Genomic DNA, 20,808 nt, shown 5'->3' with positions numbered 1-20,808 from the left:
CAGGAGTGGCTCGTGTCCCTCCAAACATCTATACTCGGAAGTGGCCCAACGTTAGGTAATGGATGATGCAGGAAAATCCTCCGAACCGGCGGACGATTCCTCTCTCAACGAGATGATGCAACACCTTGGGGAGGCGAAGAAACTGGACAAATCCAGGTTAAAGAGCAACCGGACTCAGTGGTCGGGTCTCCAACGCAAAGTCCGAAAGCAGCGGAACGTCGCGATTCTCTCCAAGAACTATTCAGATCGCTTGGCGGAACTCGTCGACCGTACCAAAATCACACACCGATCCGGGAGTCGGCTCGTGTCCGCAGCCGCTGCATTCGATGCCCACGGCCAGCTCCCAATCTATTATCGCACCGGCGATATGGTGACTCATACGGGGATCATCACAGATCTCATCCTCGACCCTGATCCCGAATCCCAGAAGGCAGAGAAGTTCAGATCGCAGATCAGCGAGGACGATGATTATGCGGATTACAACGAGGAACTCGACACGACGACGTACATCGTAGAGCACGGGCGCAGGCTCGATGAGCCGTTCCAGATGACAGAGCTGCGGAAGGTGAGTGATGAGGAATCCATCGACGAGGGTTTCTGGCGCTCTCCCGCGTACGTGTTCACCCGTGAAGGGGACTTTCCTTCCCTGCGCGAGTAGTGATAATCGAGTCCAGCGCTTCGCTGTAACGCGGAAAATCCACCGGAGCGGACGGCAAACTGATCGGCAATACAGAGGAGTGTCGCGTCTCGTCGACTCGGAAGCGCGTGCTCGTATGCGCTATCGAGCTGAGACGCGGCGGCGAGGCGAACAGACGTATCGAATCGTGCCCGGGACATTCACTCGGTGTCGACGCCCCACGCGTCGTGATCAGCAATCACGTCAGTCTCAGTCTCGCCACTGTCCCCCTCGAAGTCGGCGAAGGTACCCTGCTGGTGGATTACGGAAACGCGGGGAGAAAGCCTCGCACTTCAGCGCGGGGAGGAAGTCAAACTAGCCGATGGCGAAGTTCGCTGTTCCGCGCGAGTCAACGCCGACGCGGTGCCAACGCTCTCGTTCGCGATTCTGTGAGTCGTGCCTCTCAGCGAAGGCTTTTCGGCGTATGCACGAAAAAAGATAGTAATGCTTGTTCCCCACTCCGAGGGGTTCAGACGACAGTGGACGGGATCATCTCCGCGCACACGCGGCAGATAGTTTACTGACCTGTGCCGCCACCATTCGAGCAGTTTGCGAGCCAGTTCCGATCGCTTCCCCCCGACGAGCGAGCGGCTTTCGTCGCCGAGGTCCTGCGATCCCGAGAGTGGGACACCGACCGCGACGGCCGCCTCATCGTTGCGACCCGGGGCCAGGAAACGAAACGGATTCACGTCGGTCAAACTCCACCCGTGGCCGGCGATGTCGACGAAATAGTGGTCGTCCCGTCACGCTTCGAGTCGTTGGCTGCTCTCCTGCCCAGGCAATCCAGGCCGACAGTCGACGACCTCGACTGTGGGTCGGGGGTATCAGTACTCGATCCGGGCGCGCTCTACCAGCAACTCCTCTACGCCGTCGAACGGGAGGACGCAAAACGACTGTATCGAGACCACTTCGGCGCCGAGTTCGACACTGATCACGACGACAGCTCAGCGACACGACTGCCCGGGCGGGCCGCTGTGCTGGCAGGGTTCCTTATCGCCATCGCGGTCGCCTCACTAGTGCTCGCTGGCGTCGTTCCGGGCGTCCTCATCTGGGGTGAATCGACACCGGGTGGCGTGTCGAACCATAGCGGAGGGCAGCCGGACAGCGCCGTCACAGACGACCAGGTGGACGGTGAAACGCTCGCCACGCAAACTCCGACTGGGACCGCGGGCGTATCACCCGAGGTCATCCGCGATCCCGACCGCCTCGCGCGCGCACACACCGACGCAATCCAGGCTCACCCGGTCGCGATGGAGGCGACGTTCACCGGGCCGCGGTTTCTGACCGGGTTCGACACCCGTCGGTCCGGGTTCGACGCCAACGATACGGTCACGATCAGGGCCCACGTCGAGTCCGATTCGCGGTACTACGTTGTCCGGGAAACGAAGTTTACCGGGACCTCTCTTACGAGTACAACCGGGCGAATCGAGCGGTTCGCTGACGGGTCCGGGGTGTATCTCCGTATCGAACGCGGGAACACGACGACATTCCAGCGCCGGGGTCTCAGACCCCTCCGGAACGGTTCGATGGTGATCGACAGTTGGACACGGTTCGTCGTATTGCGGTATCTGAACACGACCGAGACAGACGTCGAGCAACACACCATCGGCGGGGGGACCCGATACCGACTCGTTGCGACCGGAGACCCGCTCACACTCGACCACGAAACGCAGGCGTATCGCGCCGTCGCGGTCGTCGAACCCGACGGCTGGATCCGTGGTATCCGGGTAACCTACCGACATCCGAACACCGGGTCCCGGGTCGTGGTAACGGTCAGATACGACCGCTCTCCGGGCGCTGTCGACGCTCCCGGGTGGTACGAGGACTAACTTCACGTCCGCTCTGGGCTTCGTGTTTGCTTCGATCCGCTCGGTCTCGGTCCTCTCATCGAACGACACGCATAAAACTGCCTGTGCCAACCGTCGAATCTCGAAAGATGGCTTGGATAAATTCGAACGGGGCGATCTACAGGACGATGGCCGAAGAGGAGCAATTGGGGTGGATCAACTCCAACGGAGCCATCTACGGAACGATGGCAGAGGAAGAACAGTTGGGATGGATCAACTCCAACGGAGCCATCTACGGAACGATGGCAGAGGAAGAACAGTTGGGATGGATCGATTCCAACGGTGTAATTTACGAGACGATGTTCGAAGAGACCGAACTCCAATCGTTCGAGTGACATTCTCGAAGATCCGGTTTTATAAGCACGAATAACTATGTCTTATTCCACCAAACCGAACGGCGAGACGTCGACCGGCGCGCTCGACTGTCGACTGGAGGTAGTAGATGCACCCTGAACCACCCAATGACGAAGAGCACTGGATTCGAGGAGAGGACGACGAATTGCACCTTCCAGACCAGAACGAAGCCCCGCTGTGTGGCCACGAGACCGACAAATCCCCTTTCCACTACCGTCAGATCGGGCTCAAAGTCGAGAGCATCGAAGATTGGCGACGAGAGCACGTCTGTCGGGACTGCGTGGACAGGTTCGACGGTTGAAAACGGTCTCAGTCGAACCGAGTCAAGAGGTAGCCACACGAACAGAAACGACTCGGCCCCAGAGATTGGATCGTGTCACAAAGTCCTCTAGAGTTCAGTAGCAACTGACTCCTCTAAGGAAGGGGTCGCCTCTGGTGTCCAACCCACGAGGCAACTCATACACGCCACAATCGACGTGCGATTCACGATTAGCATCGACGAGGACAAAACGGTACCGTTGGCCACGCTTGCCGAGTTCGTTACCGAGCAGAACGTCGAGTCTGTACTGCTCGAATCGATGGTCGAGAGCCTCGACGAGCCACGTCGTCGAGTTACCGTTGTGAGCCCAAATCTCCGCTCGAATACCGGCGCGTCCGGCCGCTGCTTCGAGGTTTCGACCCACTCGCTTTGCGTTCGTATCGAGGTGTTCGCTCAGGTCGCTGCTGTGCAGATAGGTGAGCGGTTCGTCGCTCAGTCGCTCAAGAAGTAGTGTCGCGAGATCGTCACGCAGTTGGTCAGACGAGTATATCGAATCTCTGTCGGAACCACCTGAATTCTTCGAGGCGGCCACGCTGACCACCCCCTGATACGACAGATGAGACTACCGGCAATAAATTCCTCTTTGTTTATAAGTAGAATGGGACCGCCCGGATTCGAACCGGGGTCACGGGCACCCAAGGCCCGAAGTATACCAGGCTAACCCACGGTCCCGTAGTCGAACATCGCTCCGGAGGCGAGTAAAGGATTTCGTTCGACCCGTCGGTCAGAACGCGTCCTGGAGTTCCATCTCCGCGACCAGGTCGTACGGCTCGGTGTCCGAGCGAATGCAATCGAGGATCCGGAACGCGTCCGACGGCGAGAGGAAGTGCCGACAGACCGCATCACCGAGCGGTGTGGGGGCGAAGCCGTCGATGAACTCCCACTCTAAGAGTTTGCCGAGCGCGTGTTTCGTCGGGACGTCGCCGACCATCCGGTCGTTCAGCTGCTTGGCGCGCTTGCCGGCGACGACGACGTTCGCGAGCGTCTCTTCGGCGGCCGCGGTCTCGTCGTAGCGGGTGAGGACGTCCTCCATCTCGCCTTTCAGGAGTTTGAACGCGACCTCGTCTTCGGTCATCTCCATCGTGTTGTGGTAGGTGCAGTCGGGCTCGACCAGCAGGTAGACTTTCCCCTGGTCGTGGTAGTCCGGGCGGCCCGCTCTGCCGAGCATCTGCTCGAACTCCTGGACCGAGAGCCACTCGATACCCATCGCCAGCGAGTCGAAGATGACCTGTGAGGCGGGGAAGTCGACACCCGCCGCGAGTGCGGCGGTCGTAACGACGGCCGCGAGATCCTGGTCGCCGAACTGTCGTTCGACGCGCTTCCGTTGCCCGTAGTCCAGTCCGGCGTGGTACGGCGCGGCGTCGTACTCCAGTTTCCGCGAGATCTCGTGACACCGCCGCCGGGAGTTGGTGAAGACGATGGTCTGCCCGCGGTAGCCCTTCGAGGACTTCGAGTCGAACTCCCGTCTCACGAGTTTGTTGATGATATCCGGCTTCTCGCGGCCGTCGGCGAACGTCACGTGCCGCTCGATCGGCACCGGGCGCTCCTCGAACTCGATCAGCGTCGCACGGAGTCGCTCGGCCAGCGACTCGGGGTTGCCGACGGTCGCGGAGAGATACACGTACTGGGCGCCGTCGTAGCTCCCGCGCCGCTCGGCTCGCCGCTCGTTGGTGTACTTCAGCCGGCTGATGAGCCCGTCGAGGCGGTGGCCGCGCTCCTCCTCTTTGAGCGTGTGGATCTCGTCGATGACGACAGTGCCGACGTCGCCGAGGTCCTTCCCCGTCCGCAACGCGTGGTCAATCCCCTCGTAGGTGCCGACGACGACGTCCGCGTTCGGGTCGAAGCGGTTGCCGTCGTCGTTGATCCGAGAGGCGCCGACGCGGATGGTGACGTCGAGGACGTCGCCGTAGCGCTCCTCGAAATCCTCGTGTTTCTGGTTCGCGAGCGCGACGAGCGGGACTAAAAAGAGGAGCTTCCCCTCGCCCTTCAGCGCGCGGTCGATGCCGGCGAGTTCGCCGACGAGCGTCTTGCCGGTCGCCGTCGCGCTCACGACGAGCTGGTCGCGTCCGTCGAAGAGCCCGTTGTCGACCGCGAGCGACTGAACCGGCAGCAGCGTGTCGAAGCGATCCTCGACCCGCCGCTGGAACTCGGGGTGGAGATCGAGCGTCGACGTCTCGACGAGGTCGACCTCGTCGGTCGTCGCGCTCACCGTGTCGAATTTGGTGAGGTCGGGGTCGAGCCCCCCGGAGAGGAGACTCGCGATCCGGTCGAGATCCTGGGTCTCCAGGAGGAGATCTTCGAGTCGCTCCTGGGCCGCTCCGGTCAGCCGGCCGGACGCCGAGAAGTCCAGTTCCCGCTCCAGTTCGCGTTTCGCACAGTCGGGGCAGATGTGTTCGCGGTCGGTCTTGATCGCGGTCTCCTCGGTGATCGGCGAGTACCGGCCGTCGGACGCGCAGTACCGGCAGGTCCGGACGACGAGCGCCTCCTGCTGGTAGCCGTCGAGCATCTCCTGTAGCTCCTCGCGGCGGTGTTTCGACGTCTGCTCGGAGATGCGGATTCGCGACGCGCGGCGGGCAAGTTCGACGAACTGGCTGGGGTCGCGGGGGTCCTCGGTCGAACCGCGCTTGACGCGGAACTTCGCGGGGCGGGGCCCCGCATCCGTCTCCTTCAGCTCCAGCACCGCACGGAAGACGCGTTCGCCGTCACGCTCGACGACGACGAGGAAGTCGTCGCCGACCTCGTGGAGGAAGAGGGTATCGACGCGGCCGACCTGTTGAGACACGCCTGACCGTAGGGCGAGGAGGTATTTCAGCGGTTCGTCTGCGATCCGGAAGGTGATCCGATCGGCCCGGCGGACGCGAGTCCGGACCGCTGTCGAGTGTCGCGGTTGGACTTAAGTCCCGTCCCCGATTACTCGTCGGTATGCGCGGAATCCGTATCGGCAGCGCGTTCGGTATCCCGATCAAGTTGGACCTCACGTTTCTTCTGGTTCTCCCGCTTTTCGCGTGGCTCATCGGAACCGACATCGCCCAGCTGGTCGGCGTCATCAACAACCTCTTCGGTTCGGTCATCGACCAGGGACCGCTCACGGCAGGCTCGATGCAGTGGGTGCTGGGAGCGGCCGCAGCGATCGGCCTCTTTGTCTGTGTCCTGTTACACGAGTTCGGCCACTCGCTCGTCGCAATGCACTACGGCTACGAGATCGACTCGATCACGCTGTGGCTCTTCGGCGGCGTCGCGAGTTTCGCAGAGATGCCCGAAGACTGGCGGCAGGAGCTTTTGATCGCGGTCGCGGGACCGATCGTCAGCGTCGGCCTGGGGGTCGCTTCCTATCTCGCCTTTCTCGTTCTCCCGACGGCACTCGATCCCGTGAAGTTCGTCGTCGGCTATCTCGCATTGACCAACATCGTCCTCGCAGTGTTCAATATGCTGCCCGGGTTCCCGATGGACGGGGGTCGCGTCCTCCGGGCGCTTCTGGCCCGCAACCGGCCGCACGCGCAGGCGACACAGATCGCCGCCGAGGTCGGCAAGGTGTTCGCGTTCCTGCTCGGGCTGTTCGGGCTGTTCGCCAACCTCTTTCTCGTCGCCCTCGCCTTCTTCATCTACATCGGGGCGTCCTCGGAGGCCCAGCAGAGCGTGATGAAGGCAGCTTTCCAGGACGTGACAGTCCGGGACGTGATGACGCCAGTAGACGAACTCGACGTCGTGACCGCAAACGCGAGCGTCGCGGAACTCCTCGATCGGATGTTCAGCGAACGGCATACGGGCTATCCGGTGCTCCGCAACGGTCGCCTGGCCGGAATGGTGACGCTCGACGACGCCCGCTCGGTCAAGGAGGTCGAACGCGACGCCTACCGCGTCGAAGACGTGATGTCGGGCGAGCTCTCGACCATCGGCCCGGACGCCGACGCGATGACGGCGCTTCAGGAGATGCAGGAGAACGGCGTCGGCCGGCTGCCGGTTGTCGACGACGACGGCGACCTCGTGGGGCTCATCTCGCGGACGGATCTGGTGACGGCGTTCAACATCATCCAGTCCCGCGGGACGCTGTCGCTCACCAGCCGGGAGCGGTCGAATCTCCCGAGGGCGCGGTGAGACGGCCGACTGTCAGGTTCTCTCGCTGGGCTCCGCTTCTCGCGTAGCCCCCTCGTCGCCGGGGTTGTCTCGCTCTGGATCCTCGTCGACGGAATCGTCTCGCCCGGTACTCTCGTCACCTGAATCCTCTTGTTCCGTACTCCCGTCGTCATAACTGTCCCGTTCCGTGTACTCCCCGGTCGAGAGCGCGACATCCGTCCGCTCGCGAAGCCACTCGACCGCGGTTTCGAGCGTCGCGGCGTCGTTGCCGGTGAGTTTGATCCGCGTCTGCCCGGCGCCCCTGTTCGGGTAGCTGCCGACGCGGACGCCGAACTGGTCCGCGACCGCCCCCAGGTGACTCGCGAGTGCGCCCTCGGGCTCCGGCGAGTACAGCGTCCGCGTCGCGACCTCGCCGCCGAACGCGTCGGCGACGTTCTCGAAGACCGCCTCCATCTCCTCGGGGATTCCAGGGAGCACGTACACGTTGTCCGCGACACAGCCCGGCGCGAGTCCCTCGGGGTTCGGAATCGGCGTTGCACCTTCGGGCATCGACGCGTACCACTCCGCACGCAGCTCGAAGTCGAGGTCGGGGTTCTCCTCGAAGATCCGCGCCAGCGTCTCCTCGACGTCGGCCTCGGCGACCGGATTCACGACGAGTTCGCGGTCGAGACCGGCCGCGACGGCAGGCATCGTCACGTCGTCCGGGGTCCCGCCGAGGCCGCCGGTGACCAGCACGGCGTCGAACCGCTCGGCCCACTCACGAATCGTCGCAGCGACCACCGTCTCCTCGTCGGGGACGACGATGATCCGTGCGACCTCGACACCGCGCCCGGTGAGTTCGTTCGCCAGCCACGTCGCGTTCGTGTTCTCGATGTCGCCCGCGAGGAGTTCGTTTCCCACGGTGACGATCGCCGCGTCCATATCCACGACCTCGGACGGCGCGGGCTTAAGCCCTCTCCGACGTGCGGGAAAAGCGGAAAGTCCATATCCTCGGACTCGTAGTGACCGGTATGGGACTGTTCGACAGCACTCGTGTGCTCGCCGGTATCGCCCTGATGGTCGTCGGGTCGCTTCTGTTTCTGCCGGCCGTCTATCCGATCTCCTCGCAGCTTTTCACGTACGCGCTCGTCGGGGGAACGGCGCTTCTGACCCTCGGGACCTGGCTCGTCGGGACCTCCGAAGGCGGGCCGGCCGTCTGAGCGGATCGAAAAGAGCATTGTGATCAGCGGAGAGGGCTGTTCGTCGCCAAATACGCCCTTCCGGAGCCGAAAAACCGATTTATACTGACGAAGGGCCCCGGTGCACTTTCGATAGCCCGAATTCAGCGGGGAATCAGACGAACACCGCGGAGCCTGACCGACGGGTGACACAAAGCCTATGTTGGAGTGTTGCGTGATTCTTTTTACAGCCGTCTCTGCGGCTCGAACGCCTCAGCTGTGCCGCCTCATCTGCCCCCGAAACCGAGGCGAGTTCGCCGATATCGGCCGCAGTCGACGACAGTCCCCGCTTGCGGCCCGGTCGTACCAACTGGCCGCCGATACGCAGTACGAACCCCCTCACTATGACACGAGCCACCTCCCAGATACGCGCAGTTTCGATCGCAGTACTCGTCGTGTTGTCGGTCGTCGCCGGCAGCGTGACGTTCGCCGGTAGCGTCGCCGCCGTAGATAGCAGCATCAACGGAGAACCGTCGTTCTCACCCACCAGTGTCGACGAAGACACGGAAGAAACCTACTCGTTCAAATACAACGTTACCGGCGTCAACACGACCGGCGAAACCACGGTCACGCTGTCGCTTCCGGTCGAGTTCGACCTAGTTAGTAGAGACGTCAATCTGACGAACGCCAGCGGAACGGTGTTGAACAGCACGCCAACGGTTAACAACAACGAATTGACGTTCACCGCGAACCCCTCCACTGACTACATTTACCTCGATGGTGACGTGAGGCTCCGGAGTCCGTCCGTCGATAGTGACGACACCTACCAGGTCAAAGTCAACGCGAGCGACAACGACGATACGACCGGCTCGACAGCTGAGACGATCACTGTCGAGAACGTTCCAGACACGCTCTCGATCGGCGACGGCGGGTTCTCGCCGACTGAGGTCGACCAGGAAACCGAGAACCGGCACGAATTCAACTACTCGATCGACGGCCTCGACACGAACGAGGACTCCACGTTCGAGATCGACGTCCCGAGCGAGTTCACGATAAACTCGCACGACGTCGTCGTCAAGAACGCTACCGGTTCCGAACTCGGATCGCTGACCGAGAGCAACAATACGCTCACGTACACCGATCAGCTGTCGACGGAGTCGGCCTACCTCGCCGGGAGCCTGAATCTGACGAGTCCCGCCGTACCCGAGGGACAGGAGGAAGCGACCTACGACGTCGCGGTTGACGTCAGCGACGACGGCGGGAGGTCCGAATTGAGGACCGAAGAGATCACCGTGGGATACGTCGGCGGCCAACCGGGCGATCCGGAGTTCCTGAGTGCGATCCAGTTCGTCCAGTCTGATGGAACGCCCGCAATCGAAGTTGCGTTCTCCGAAGACATCCAGGACTTCGATTCCAACTACGGCCTCTACGTCGACGAAGAAGAGGAGGTGACGGGTGATATCGTCACCAGCGTCGACGAGGCCCAGGGTCGCGTGATCATCGAACTCAACGAGACGGACAGTCGGGATCTGACGCTCCGACTCGAAGACGGGATCGTCGATTCCGACGGAAACTCGCTCGCGAACCCTGACAATCCGGAATACAAGCCGATCACGTTTGCTCCGACAACAATCGGAGCCGGTGACGATACGAACGTCTACAAAGGGTCGGTCGTCTCCATCGTGGCGGCGAACTCGGAGACGGACGTCACGCTCGAAGGGACAGACGACGACACGGACAACTACTTCTTCCAGGGATCGACCGGGGTCAACAGCCGTATCTTCCTCTTTGACACGGAAGGCGAGGAGACCGGTGACTACGAGGCCGACATCGACGGCGAGGGACCCGCCTCTATCACCGTCCGGAATCTCGATCTCTCGGTTTCGATCGACGATCGAAACGTGACGACGCTCGAAACGATCGACGGGACCGTCTCGGCACAGGTGAGCGGCCGCGAGATCCGCCTCGAACTCCTCGACGACAGCGACGAGGTCGTCGACGAGCGGTTCGTCGACCTCTCCGGACAGGGCGAGTACGACTTCAGCTACGATTCGGAATCGCTGAACCTCGAAACCGGCGAGTACACGATCCGCGCGACCGACACGGCAGCAGGCGTCACCGTCGAGTCCGACACGATCGAGGTCACCGAGGCGGGCGACACCGAGGTGCTCCTGCCGAGTAACGTCATCAGCGAGGCCCGCGGTGACGTCGTCGCCATTCCGCTCACGCTGGAAAACACCCGCGAAGCGACGCTGACTATCGGTGACGACGAGGCCGGCTACGAGGCGAGCGTGACGGTGCGCGATGGGGACGGTGACGACCGCGACGGCGAAGTGACCGTCTACTTCAACACCTACGAGGCCACGTCGTTCGGAACCGACACGTTCAGCGGCGAGAACGACCTGTTCAGCGTGAGCGACGACGACGAGATCGTCGACGGGGAGGTCACGATCGGCGTCTCGAACCTGCTCGACGCCGAGGCGTACCCGCTGTCAGCGCAGACCGGGGGCCGCGAGACGGACGTCCAACTCCTCACGCTGGAGGAGCGATCGACGACGTCGATCCGGACGCTGACTGCCCCGCGGAACGAGTACAGTAGCCTCAACGACCCCGAAGAGATCCGCGAGGGGACCGGCGAATACGTCACGGAAACCTCCGATGTCGCCGTCGGCGACACGGTCCTCTACGAGATCGAGGCGTCGGGGCTCGAAGGCGCCCTCGACGCCCGCGGCGAGGACACGGTCACCGCGGAGTTCTTCGACTTCGCGAACGGGAGCGAGGACAACCCCGCCGGGCAGTTCAGTATCGTCCAGCAGGATCCCGGCCCGAACCGCGATCCGCTCGTGCTCGAACTAAACAGCTCGAACGCGCGTGTGGTTGCGGACTCGGCCAACGACACCTACTACGTGGTCACGCGGACCGGCGACGACGGGCCCGACGGCGTCGAAGATGCCGACGGGGACGGCGTCATCGACCCCGACGAGACCGAGCGCGGTACGGTCGATGCCGACGACGACCTCCGCGCCACGTTCACCGTCTTCGGCGAGGACGAAAACGACCTCGACCTGACGGCCGACGGCGAGGACGAGAGCGTCGAGACGAGCCACTCGCTCACCGAACCGGAGATCGAGATCAACGATCCGTTCAACGTCACCGAGGTCAGCGGCCAGGAGATCTTCGGCGAGGCGACCGTCGCGCCCGGCACGGAGCTGAGTATTCGGGTCCGGAGCGGCGACGGCGTCCGGCCGGCATTCCTGAAGACAGCAGAGACGACCGTCGATTCGAATGGCGAGTTCCTGGTAACGCTCTCGTTCAACGACACCAGCCCCGGTGACACCTACACGATCACCGTCAGCGACATCGGCCCGGCGCCGGACGCCACCGCCGACGGCACCGTCCAGCCGGTGATCCAGACGGCGACGTCAGACACGCCCGCGGAGACGACCACCTCGGAGACGCCGACGACGACCACGACGGAGACGACGACGGAGACGACGTCCACGACGACGATGACTGAGATTCCGACGGTCCAGACGTCGACGACGACGCCCGGATTCGGCGTCATCGCGGGACTGATCGCCTTCGCCGGGGCCGCGCTCCTGGCGCTGCGTCGGGAGTAGGCTGACGGCCCCCGCCGGGAGCAACCGACGGGTCGCTGCAGGCGGTTCGGCCGCGATTTCTACTCCTCGCTGCGGGCGGGCCGGCCGAGGTGGTCCTCCACCACATCTACCTTCTCGCGTGCGCGTTCTTCGCTCGTCCGCTTGTCGTCGATCTTCAGCACCGTACTCACCCGATCAGCGTCGACGGCCCGGTGGGCCGCCTCCGCGGCCGCAAACAGCGTTCCAACGTCGTCGGCCTCGATGACTGTCCCCATCGGATTCGTCTCGTAGTCGACGTCGAACGCCTCCAGGGCGTCGACGGCTTTCGCCACTTCCGCGGACATACTCCCCTCGATCACGGGCGCGACGCTCAAAAGCGCGACAACAGTCATACTGCGGGATTCGGCCCCAGGTTGCAAAAACGTTCGTCGGCGGCGTCGGCAGCGGACCACGATGGGGCGATCCTCACCGCGGCCTTCCTGCCGTTATCGGGCCGAGATCCCGAAAGGCTACGGGCCTCCCTGTCGGGGTAGTCAGTACGCCGGTCGCTGGGCGCGGATGATCCCCGCGAGGTGCTGCTGTTCGTCCGCGAGGAGTTCCGTCAGGTCGTCGGCCGTGATGATACCGACGAGTTCGTCACCGTCGCAGACGGGGACGCGGCGGATCCCCTCGTCGCTCATAAGGTCTGCTACCTCGTAGAATCCGGCATCCCGATCGATCGTCTGGACGTCCTCGGTCATCACGTCGGCGGCGACCAGCCCGCTCAGATCGACTCCTTCCGCCAGCACGCGGACGGTCAGGTCCCGATCGGTGACGATTCCGACCGGTGTGTCGTCCTCGGTGATCACGACGCTACCGACCGACTCCTCGGCCATCGTGGCCGCGAGTTCAGCGACCGGCATCTCGGGATCGGCCGTTACTACGTCGCTCCGGGCAAGGTCTTCGACTGGCATAATTGTACCTCCATCAGTATCTCAATCGTCCGATAGGTAATCGCTGCCGGTTTTTCCTATACGCTGGGAAATGTGCCGGTGAGATTAGTACCGGGAACACGGTTGCAATCTGTCGATCACGAGTCGCTGTCGGGAGCCCACTCACCACCCACCCGAGAATTCACACTCGAGGCCCACCTTTTCGGGCAGTTCGGAGACGTAGCGCATCTTGTCGTCGGAACTCAGGTTCGTGAGGAGATAGTAACCGCCGGACACCCGCTGTTGGCCGCGCATATCCGACCCGTTCGGGTGTTCCGGCTCGTCGTTGAGAAGCGCTCGACTGCCGCGACCCGTACCCGGGATATACGGGATGTCGATCTCGTCCAGCAGGCCCTCCTCCGCGATGAGGTAGTGGCAGTATACATAAGTGGGTTTCAACATTCCCAGTAGAGGCTAAAGAAAAGGGTATAGATTTAGAGAGTGCAAGAAAGAGCACGGTTTTAGAAAATCTCAAGGAACTAAATGATGATCCATCAAATATATCGTCAATACTTGAAAAACTGGTTCACCCCAGACACTACATTTGGAATGATAAAGAAAGAGAACAAATAGTGGGAGATTTGGATATTGTCTTGGAATAGGAAGATTTGAGAATAGATGACCAAGGAGAATTAAAGAAGCTAACCTAAGCCGCTAGTCAACCAGGCTGATAACAGAATCGACTGTACTGAGCGAAATAGTTTTACGACACAATCGACTACATCAGATTACATATGCCTGTGTTCCTCGAAGATCACGATCCCGAAATCGACCTGCGACCAGACACTACCAAATCCGACATCGTGGTCTATCTGTATGAAAACCCCGAGTGGGGGTACTCCCCTCAGGAGATCAAGGAAACGCTCGACATTCCCCGGGGGACCGCTACAACCACACTCAAACGCCTCTACGACGACGGCTATATCGGGAAAACTGCGGACGGCTACTACCACGCCTTGAGTGAACGAAAAGACCTCCACCGGTATGTCTCTAGTCTGGATCAAGTCCACCGGATGTTCGGTCACCACCGCGATCCGGACACAACGCCCGAAGAACCCGAGAAACAGCTCGGCGAAGATCGGACTGACGAGGAGCTCGAAGCAGAACTCACGGCGTTAGAGGCAGATACCCACGACGGAAATGAGTAAACTGTCAGCAGGAGACGTTCGCTGGGCGCAGGACCCGACAGATGCCCACGTACAACGACCAATTATCGTCTTAGCACACGAAACACACCCGTTCAGCGCCACTGATTGTACGGTGATGTGTGTCGGAACGAGTGCTGGAGAATATCCGCAAACGACACCCGAACTCACGGACGAGCACCTCGACGGCATCTCCTTCACCGGCGCGTCATACCTGATGCCGTGGGCGCTGTACACGATCGCTCCAGCGACGATTATGAACGGCAAAGCGAAAGGAGAACTGACGGAGGAGGGGCGAAGACTGGTGAAAAAATCACTCATCTCTCTCCTCCCGTAACAACGGGAGGAGCCTGGCAGAGTTCACCGGACCCTTCGAGGGCGGCTCAGAAGTGCGTATCATACTCGGTACTGTGAGGTGAGTATCGGAGAAGTGCGCTGGCTGGGATGTTGAACCGAGCCGAGACGGTCCTGCTCGCTTCGCTGCGCGGGCTGCGACTCGTCGGGTTCAAATCCAGGTGTCGCACTCACTCGACCAGGATCGCGGCGCGACGAGACGCGCCGCTGAATGGTAGAGTTCGAGAGAAGTGCGCTGGCTGGGATTTGAACCACGGTCGTTCCGCTCGCATTCGCTCGCTTCACTCCCTGATTCAAATCCCAGGAGCTTCGACACCGATATTCACGAGTCCGTGCCGAGACGAGACTCGGCACTCGTGGGGTGAATATCGGAGAAGTGCGCTGGCTGGGATTTGAACCCAGGTTGTGACCATGGCAAGGTCACGTGATACCACTACACTACCAGCGCGCGTCCGTCGTCTGCACTCGAAACCAGACGGGATTGATAAATAAGACTTGCGACTCGGCGGGAAACCGGGTGATGGCGTGGGGGAGGCTCCCACGATTTGCACACCGTGAAACCGCCGCATCCCGGCGTGTGACGGCCTCACAGCCCCGGGTGGCTTTCGCTACTCTTTTAGGTTCCCCTCCGGTATCAGTGGTACAGTCTAGACGTGACGCAGAAGGGACCGGTATGACGCTGACCGTGCTCGTGCCGTCCTCTCTCGTCCGGGAGGCCGAAGACAAACGCGAGGCAACTCGCAAACTCGGCTACGTCGCCCGCGCGGCGACGGTGTTCCGGGCGGATCGGCTCGTCGTCTTCCCCGACCGGGAAGGCGAACGACGCCTAGGGGGCGAGTTCGTCGAAACGGTGCTGCGATACGCCGCCACGCCGCCGGACCTCCGAAAGGAGGTCTGGGGGCGACGCGACGAACTCGAGTACGTCGGCGTGCTGCCGCCCCTCCGTGTCCCGTCTATGACCGGCTCCGAATCGAACGGTTCGGGGTCGTTAACACAGGGAATCGTGACCGAGGTCGGACCTGACGGCCGCGTTCGGGTCAATTGCGGACTGCAACACCCGGTCTCCCTCTTTGTGCCTCCGTCGATGGAGGTCGAGGAGGGGGAACGCGTCGCCATCAGGATCTCTTCGCGAGAACCGGTCCGTGCACGGATCGTCGATCGGCCCGTTCCGGGCTTCGACGTGTCCCACACGGACCTCGAGGAAGCGCTCGACCGCGCCGATTCGGGTGTCGCTATCGCGACGTCCCGCCACGGCGAAGCGCTGACCACCACGCGACTGCCGGATCTCGCCGCCCGCATCGAACGAGACGGCGCGACAGTCGCGTTCGGGTCGCCCGGTCGTGGGCTTCCGGCCATTCTCGACATCGACGTCGAGGATGCGGTCGAACCCGCTGACGGTCCGGGGTTCGACCTCTGGCTGAATACGATTCCGCAGCAGGGAAGCGAGGTAGTGCGAACCGAAGAAGCGATGTTCGCCTCGCTCGCGCCCCTGACACTCACGGAGTGATCACATGCCACAACCAAGCAGACCACGAAAAGGTTCGATGGGCTTCAGCCCGCGCAAGCGTGCGACCACCGAGGTTCCGCGCATCCGGTCGTGGCCCGACGACGAGGGCGCACCCGGTATCCAGGGATTCGCCGGCTACAAGGCCGGGATGACCCAGGTGATGATGGTCAACGACGAGGCCAACTCCCCCCGCGAAGGGATGGAGGAGGCCGTCCCGGTGACCGTCGTGGAGACGCCGCCGATGCGCGCCGTCGCCCTTCGAGCCTACGAAGAGACGCCGTACGGAGCAAAGCCGCTGACGGAGGTGTGGACCGGCGAGTTCGCAGAGTCCCTCGATCGGACCCTCGATCTCCCCAACGAGAACACCTTCGAGGAGGACGCCGCAGACCTGCGTTCGGCCGTCGAGGCCGGCGACGTCGACGACGTCCGCCTCATCACCCACACCGTCCCGGCGGAGATGAAGAACGTCCCGAAGAAGAAGCCCGACGTTATGGAGACGCGCGTCGGCGGCGGCTCCGTCGAGGAGCGCGTCGACTTCGCGCTCGACCTCGTCGAAGACGGCGGGGAGCACGAACTGTCCGACGTCTTCCGCGCCGGCGAGTATCTCGACGTCGCCGGCGTCACGAAGGGCAAAGGGACGCAGGGCCCCGTCAAGCGATGGGGCGTCCAGAAGCGGAAGGGCAAGCACGCCCGTCAGGGCTGGCGGCGCCGGATCGGTAACCTCGGCCCGTGGAACCCCTCCCGCGTGCGCTCGACTGTCCCCCAGCAGGGGCAGACGGGCTACCACCAGCGCACCGAACTGAACAAACGCCTCATCGACTTCGGTGACGGCGACGAACCGACCGTCGACGGCGGCTTCGTCGGCTACGGCGAGGTCGACGGGCCGTACGCGCTGGTCAAGGGATCGCTTCCGGGGCCGGACAAACGGCTCCTGCGATTCCGCGGGGCCGTCCGCCCGGGCGATCAGCCGCGACTCGACCCCGAAGTACGCTACGTATCGACGGAATCGAACCAGGGATAAATTATGCAGGCAACAATTCGTGACCTGAACGGCGACGACGCCGGCACGCTCGACCTGCCGGAGGTCTTCGAGACGACCTTCCGGCCGGACCTCATCGAGCGCGCCGTCGTCGCCGCGCAGGCCAACCGAAAACAGGCGTACGGTGCCGACCCCTACGCGGGGCTGCGAACTCCGGCCGAATCGTTCGGCAGCGGCCGCGGGATGGCGCACGTCCCCCGCGAGAACGGGCGCGCACGGCGCGTCCCCCAGGCCGTCAAGGGCCGGAAGGCGCACCCGCCGAAGGCGGAGAAAGACCAGGGCAAAGACATCAACACCAAAGAGCGGAAACTCGCCGTCCGATCGGCGATCGCCGCCACGGCGGACGAAGATGTCGTCCGCGAGCGCGGCCACCAGTTCGACGACGACGTCGAACTCCCGCTCGTCGTCTCCGACGACTTCGAGGACCTCGTGAAGACCCGCGAGGTCGTCGACCTGCTCGAATCGCTCGGCGTTCACGCCGACATCGAGCGCTCCGACGAGAACAAGACGATCAAGGCCGGCCGCGGCAAGACCCGCGGGCGGAAGTACACGCGCCCGAAATCGATCCTCTTCGTCACGAGCGAGGAGCCATCGAAGGCGGCGCGGAACCTCCCCGGTGCAGACGTCGTCACCGCATCCGGCGTCGGCGCGGAGGACCTCGCCCCCGGCACGCAGGCCGGGCGGCTGACGCTCTTCACCGAGAGCGCGATCGAGGAGGTGGCCGACCGATGAGTTCGATCATCGAGCATCCGCTGGTCACCGAGAAGGCGATGGACGAGATGGACTTCGACAACAAACTCCAGTTCATCGTCGACCTAGACGCCACGAAGCCCGAGGTCGCCGAGGCGATCGAATCGCGCTACGAGGTGTCCGTCGAGGACGTCAACACGCAGGTGACACCGCAAGGTGAAAAGAAAGCGACCGTCCAGCTGGGCGAGGACGACGACGCGCAGGAAGTCGCCTCACGGATCGGGGTGTTCTGACAATGGGACGACGAATTCAGGGCCAGCGTCGTGGTCGCGGCACGTCCACGTTCCGGGCGCCGTCGCACCGCTACAAGGCCGAACTCTCGCACAAGAAAGACGAATCGAGCGACACCATCTCCGGTGAGATCGTCGACATCGAGCACGACCCCGCACGCAGCGCGCCGGTCGTGGCCGTCGAGTTCGAGGACGGCGACCGGCGCCTCGTCCTCGCACCCGAGGGCGTCGCCGTCGGCGACACGATCCAGGTCGGCGTCTCCGCGGAGATCAAGCCCGGCAACACGCTCCCGCTCGCGGAGATCCCCGAAGGGGTCCCCGTGTGCAACGTGGAGAGCCAGCCCGGCGACGGCGGGAAATTCGCCCGCGCGTCCGGGACGAGCGCACAGCTCGTCACCCACGACCGCCACGTGGCGATCGTGAAGCTCCCCTCGGGAGCGGTCAAGCGGCTGAACCCGCAGTGCCGTGCCACCGTCGGCGTCGTCGCCGGCGGCGGCCGCACGGAGAAACCGTTCGTGAAGGCGGGCAAGAAGCACCACAAGATGAAAGCGCGCGGCATCAAGTGGCCGCGCGTCCGCGGGGTCGCGATGAACGCCGTCGACCACCCGTTCGGTGGCGGCGGCCGCCAGCACCCCGGACAGCCGAAATCCGTCTCTCGGGACGCCCCGCCGGGACGGAAGGTCGGTGACATCGCCTCGAAGCGCACCGGTCGCGGTGGCAAAGGAGGCAAAGACAACTAATGAGTTCCGAATACCGAACCGGCCGCGAGGGTGAGTTCACCTACCGCGGCCACACGCTCGACGAGCTGCAGGAGATGTCGCTCGAGGAGGTCGCGGAACTGCTACCCGCACGACAGCGGCGAACCATCGAACGGGGACTGTCGGTCCAGCAGGAGAAGCTGCTGGAGAAGGCCCGCGAGGCCGGTCCTCAGGAGACGGCCAACGATCCGATCCGGACCCACCTCCGGGACATGCCCGTGCTGCCCGAGTTCGTCGAGAAGACGTTCGAGGTCTACACCGGGCAGTCCTTCGAGCGCGTCCGCGTCGAACCCGAAATGATCGGCCACTACCTGGGCGAGTTCCAGCTGACGCGGACGTCGGTCGAACACGGCCAGGCCGGCATCGGCGCGACCCGGTCCTCGAAGTTCGTGCCGCTCAAATAAATTATGGGTATCAACTACAGCGTCGAGGCCGACCCGGAGACCACCGCCAAGGGGATGCTCCGCGATCGGCCCATCAGCCTGAAGCACAGCAAGGCGGTCGCAAAGCAGATCAAAGGCAAGACCGTCGCGGACGCGGAGGCGTACCTGAACGACGTCATCGACGAGAAACGCTCCGTCCCGTTCAAACAGCACAACACCGGCGTCGGACACCGTTCCGACATCGACGGCTGGGATGCGGGACGGTACCCCGAGAAGGTCTCGAAGGCGTTTCTCGAACTCTTAGAGAACGTCTCGTCGAACGCCGACGAGCAGGGATTCGACGGCGAGTCGATGACGATCAAACACGTCGCCGCCCACAAGGTCGGCGAACGCCAGGGTCGCAAACCTCGGGCGTTCGGCAGTGCCGACCCCTGGAACACGACGGTCTGCGACGTCGAACTCATCATCGAGGATATCGAGGAGGTCGAAGCCTAATGGCCGACGAACACCAGTTCATCGAGGACGGACTGCAGCGCTCGCAGATCGACGAGTTCTTCGCAGACGAACTCGGTCGCGCCGGCTACGGCGGGATGGACGTCGCGAAGACCCCGATGGGGACCCAGATCGTCCTGAAGGCCGAAAAGCCCGGAATGGTCATCGGCAAGGGCGGGAAGAACATCCGGAAGGTCACCCGCGAACTCGAAGAGCGGTTCGACCTCGAAGACCCCCAGATCGACGTCCAGGAGGTCGACGAACCCGACCTCAACGCCCGCATCGTCGCGGACCGGCTGGCCAACGCCCTCGAGCGTGGCTGGTACTTCCGCAAGGCGGGCCACACGACGATCGACCGCATTATGGAGTCCGGCGCCCTCGGCGCCGAGATCGTCCTGAGCGGGAAGGTCACGGGTGCGCGCTCGCGCGTCGAGAAGTTCAACCGTGGCTACATCAAGCACAACGGCGAACCCGCCCAGGAGATCGTCGACGAGGGCCAGGGCGTCGCGGTGATGAAGCTCGGTACGATCGGCGTGACCGTCAAGATCATTCCGCCGGGCGCGAAGCTGCCCGACGACTTCGAGATCCACGAGGACGTCGACATCGAGCCCGTCGAACAGATCGCCGAAAGCGAAGGCGTCGAATCGCTCCTCGAGGAGGAGCCCGAGGAGATCCCGGACGTCGGCGAGGACGAGGACGTCGAAGTTCCCGACGAGACGCCTGAGGAGGTCATCGACGAGGAAGTCGTCGAGGAAGTCATCGACGAGACCGACGAGGACCCCGTCGAGACCGGCGACGCCGAGGAGGGCGAGGAACCCGACCTCGACGAACTCGACGAGGACGTCGAGGCCGAAGCCGAGGAACTGCTCGACGAGATGGAAGAGGCCGAGGAATCGGAAGACGCCGCCGACGAGGAGGGTGAGGAATAATGGCGATCCTCTACCCCGAAGAGATCCGCGACATGACGGCCGCAGAGCGCGACGCCGAACTCGAAGGGCTCGAGACGGAACTCCTGAATATGGAGGCCCAGCAGGCCGCCGGCGGCGCCCCGGAGAACCCGGGCCGCGTCGGCGAGCTGAAGCGGACCATCGCGCGGATCAAGACGATCCAGGCCGAAGAAGGCGACTTCGACGAGGACCAGGAGTAACACCGC

At 63.1% G+C, this 20,808-nt stretch carries 23 protein-coding genes, 2 tRNA genes and 2 pseudogenes; 19 read left to right on the top strand and 8 right to left on the bottom strand.

Annotated features, from left to right (window positions below; all coding sequences use genetic code 11):
* Window positions 1-58: 58 nt before the first annotated feature.
* From RJT37_RS17920 to RJT37_RS17895, 5 genes and pseudogenes are all read left to right on the top strand, one after another.
* The gene (locus tag RJT37_RS17920) at window positions 59-658 is read left to right on the top strand and encodes a hypothetical protein (RefSeq protein ID WP_313686616.1); all 600 of its coding nucleotides are present in this window, start codon (window positions 59-61) and stop codon (window positions 656-658) included.
* A 545-nt stretch (window positions 659-1,203) separates the two neighbouring features.
* Window positions 1,204-2,505 carry a hypothetical protein gene (locus tag RJT37_RS17910; RefSeq protein WP_313686614.1) on the top strand — a complete coding sequence of 434 codons (1,302 nt, stop codon included), beginning with the start codon at window positions 1,204-1,206 and terminating at the stop codon, window positions 2,503-2,505.
* Window positions 2,506-2,651: 146 nt separating this feature from the next.
* Window positions 2,652-2,858 (top strand): hypothetical protein, encoded by a 207-nt coding sequence (locus RJT37_RS17905; protein WP_313686613.1) that lies wholly within the window; start codon window positions 2,652-2,654, stop codon window positions 2,856-2,858.
* A gap of 107 nt (window positions 2,859-2,965) precedes the next feature.
* Window positions 2,966-3,178 carry a hypothetical protein gene (locus tag RJT37_RS17900; RefSeq protein WP_313686611.1) on the top strand — a complete coding sequence of 71 codons (213 nt, stop codon included), beginning with the start codon at window positions 2,966-2,968 and terminating at the stop codon, window positions 3,176-3,178.
* 157 nt (window positions 3,179-3,335) lie between these two features.
* Window positions 3,336-3,482: pseudogene (locus RJT37_RS17895) on the top strand (ISH6 family transposase); the annotation flags it as partial.
* A gap of 45 nt (window positions 3,483-3,527) precedes the next feature.
* Here RJT37_RS17895 and RJT37_RS20815 read toward each other — a convergent pair.
* From RJT37_RS20815 to RJT37_RS17885, 3 genes and pseudogenes are all read right to left on the bottom strand, one after another.
* Window positions 3,528-3,728, bottom strand: a pseudogene (locus RJT37_RS20815) (hypothetical protein); the annotation flags it as partial.
* 67 nt (window positions 3,729-3,795) lie between these two features.
* Window positions 3,796-3,868 (bottom strand) — tRNA-Pro (locus RJT37_RS17890).
* 52 nt (window positions 3,869-3,920) lie between these two features.
* Entirely contained in the window at window positions 3,921-5,978 is a 2,058-nt protein-coding gene (locus RJT37_RS17885; protein ID WP_313686609.1) for a DEAD/DEAH box helicase, read from the bottom strand.
* A 140-nt stretch (window positions 5,979-6,118) separates the two neighbouring features.
* Here RJT37_RS17885 and RJT37_RS17880 point away from each other — a divergent pair, with 140 nt between their 5' ends.
* Entirely contained in the window at window positions 6,119-7,291 is a 1,173-nt protein-coding gene (locus RJT37_RS17880) for a CBS domain-containing protein (RefSeq protein ID WP_313686607.1), read from the top strand.
* Window positions 7,292-7,303: 12 nt separating this feature from the next.
* Here the strand turns inward: RJT37_RS17880 and RJT37_RS17875 are convergent, their stop codons facing one another.
* Window positions 7,304-8,191 (bottom strand): competence/damage-inducible protein A, encoded by an 888-nt coding sequence (locus RJT37_RS17875; protein ID WP_313686605.1) that lies wholly within the window; start codon window positions 8,189-8,191, stop codon window positions 7,304-7,306.
* Between the two features lie 89 nt (window positions 8,192-8,280).
* Here RJT37_RS17875 and RJT37_RS17870 point away from each other — a divergent pair, with 89 nt between their 5' ends.
* The gene (locus RJT37_RS17870; RefSeq protein WP_313686604.1) at window positions 8,281-8,469 is read left to right on the top strand and encodes a DUF8178 family membrane protein; all 189 of its coding nucleotides are present in this window, start codon (window positions 8,281-8,283) and stop codon (window positions 8,467-8,469) included.
* 362 nt (window positions 8,470-8,831) lie between these two features.
* On the top strand, window positions 8,832-12,047 hold the full coding sequence (locus RJT37_RS17865; RefSeq protein WP_313686602.1) for a DUF7827 domain-containing protein: 3,216 nt from the start codon (window positions 8,832-8,834) through the stop codon (window positions 12,045-12,047).
* Window positions 12,048-12,106: 59 nt separating this feature from the next.
* Here RJT37_RS17865 and RJT37_RS17860 read toward each other — a convergent pair whose 3' ends face one another.
* From RJT37_RS17860 to RJT37_RS17850, 3 genes are all read right to left on the bottom strand, one after another.
* Window positions 12,107-12,418: an MTH1187 family thiamine-binding protein gene (locus tag RJT37_RS17860; protein WP_313686600.1), complete on the bottom strand. Its 312-nt coding sequence runs from the start codon at window positions 12,416-12,418 to the stop codon at window positions 12,107-12,109.
* A 141-nt stretch (window positions 12,419-12,559) separates the two neighbouring features.
* Window positions 12,560-12,979 carry a CBS domain-containing protein gene (locus tag RJT37_RS17855; protein ID WP_313686598.1) on the bottom strand — a complete coding sequence of 140 codons (420 nt, stop codon included), beginning with the start codon at window positions 12,977-12,979 and terminating at the stop codon, window positions 12,560-12,562.
* A gap of 141 nt (window positions 12,980-13,120) precedes the next feature.
* A complete protein-coding gene (locus tag RJT37_RS17850; RefSeq protein WP_313686596.1) occupies window positions 13,121-13,399 on the bottom strand; it encodes a hypothetical protein in 279 nt (92 codons plus the stop codon).
* A gap of 332 nt (window positions 13,400-13,731) precedes the next feature.
* On the opposite strand from RJT37_RS17850, the gene RJT37_RS17845 reads away from it, so the two are divergent.
* A complete protein-coding gene (locus tag RJT37_RS17845; protein WP_313686595.1) occupies window positions 13,732-14,145 on the top strand; it encodes a helix-turn-helix domain-containing protein in 414 nt (137 codons plus the stop codon).
* Between the two features lie 115 nt (window positions 14,146-14,260).
* Window positions 14,261-14,479 (top strand): hypothetical protein, encoded by a 219-nt coding sequence (locus RJT37_RS17840; RefSeq protein ID WP_313686593.1) that lies wholly within the window; start codon window positions 14,261-14,263, stop codon window positions 14,477-14,479.
* A 394-nt stretch (window positions 14,480-14,873) separates the two neighbouring features.
* Here the strand turns inward: RJT37_RS17840 and RJT37_RS17835 are convergent.
* Window positions 14,874-14,944: transfer RNA gene (locus RJT37_RS17835), tRNA-Gly, on the bottom strand.
* Between the two features lie 225 nt (window positions 14,945-15,169).
* On the opposite strand from RJT37_RS17835, the gene RJT37_RS17830 reads away from it, so the two are divergent.
* From RJT37_RS17830 to rpmC, 9 genes are read left to right on the top strand one after another with little or no spacing between them, the layout of a single operon-like run.
* Window positions 15,170-16,003: a putative RNA uridine N3 methyltransferase gene (locus tag RJT37_RS17830; RefSeq protein WP_313686591.1), complete on the top strand. Its 834-nt coding sequence runs from the start codon at window positions 15,170-15,172 to the stop codon at window positions 16,001-16,003.
* 4 nt (window positions 16,004-16,007) lie between these two features.
* On the top strand, window positions 16,008-17,024 hold the full coding sequence (locus RJT37_RS17825; protein ID WP_313686589.1) for a 50S ribosomal protein L3: 1,017 nt from the start codon (window positions 16,008-16,010) through the stop codon (window positions 17,022-17,024).
* Window positions 17,025-17,027: 3 nt separating this feature from the next.
* Window positions 17,028-17,774, top strand: a complete 747-nt coding sequence (gene rpl4p, locus RJT37_RS17820) for a 50S ribosomal protein L4 (protein ID WP_313686587.1) — start codon at window positions 17,028-17,030, stop codon at window positions 17,772-17,774.
* A complete protein-coding gene (locus tag RJT37_RS17815) occupies window positions 17,771-18,025 on the top strand; it encodes a 50S ribosomal protein L23 (RefSeq protein WP_313686586.1) in 255 nt (84 codons plus the stop codon). The genes rpl4p and RJT37_RS17815 overlap by 4 nt, the downstream gene beginning before the upstream one ends.
* Before the next feature lie 2 nt (window positions 18,026-18,027).
* The gene (locus tag RJT37_RS17810; protein WP_313686584.1) at window positions 18,028-18,762 is read left to right on the top strand and encodes a 50S ribosomal protein L2; all 735 of its coding nucleotides are present in this window, start codon (window positions 18,028-18,030) and stop codon (window positions 18,760-18,762) included.
* Complete coding sequence (locus RJT37_RS17805; protein ID WP_313686582.1) at window positions 18,762-19,184, top strand: 30S ribosomal protein S19; 423 nt, start codon at window positions 18,762-18,764, stop codon at window positions 19,182-19,184. Before RJT37_RS17810 ends, RJT37_RS17805 begins: the two co-directional genes overlap by 1 nt.
* A gap of 3 nt (window positions 19,185-19,187) precedes the next feature.
* Window positions 19,188-19,658: a 50S ribosomal protein L22 gene (locus tag RJT37_RS17800; protein WP_313686579.1), complete on the top strand. Its 471-nt coding sequence runs from the start codon at window positions 19,188-19,190 to the stop codon at window positions 19,656-19,658.
* The gene (locus tag RJT37_RS17795; RefSeq protein ID WP_313686577.1) at window positions 19,658-20,584 is read left to right on the top strand and encodes a 30S ribosomal protein S3; all 927 of its coding nucleotides are present in this window, start codon (window positions 19,658-19,660) and stop codon (window positions 20,582-20,584) included. The genes RJT37_RS17800 and RJT37_RS17795 overlap by 1 nt, the downstream gene beginning before the upstream one ends.
* Window positions 20,584-20,802 carry a 50S ribosomal protein L29 gene (rpmC, locus tag RJT37_RS17790; protein ID WP_311172363.1) on the top strand — a complete coding sequence of 73 codons (219 nt, stop codon included), beginning with the start codon at window positions 20,584-20,586 and terminating at the stop codon, window positions 20,800-20,802. The genes RJT37_RS17795 and rpmC overlap by 1 nt, the downstream gene beginning before the upstream one ends.
* Window positions 20,803-20,808: the final 6 nt, after the last annotated feature.

Origin of the sequence: Halobellus marinus (genome assembly GCF_032113415.1) — an archaeon.
In the GTDB taxonomy this organism is placed as follows: Archaea; Halobacteriota; Halobacteria; order Halobacteriales; family Haloferacaceae; genus Haloquadratum; species Haloquadratum marinus.
Note: the sequence above shows the minus strand (reverse complement) of the source record. Positions and strands in the feature narration are given on the sequence as shown.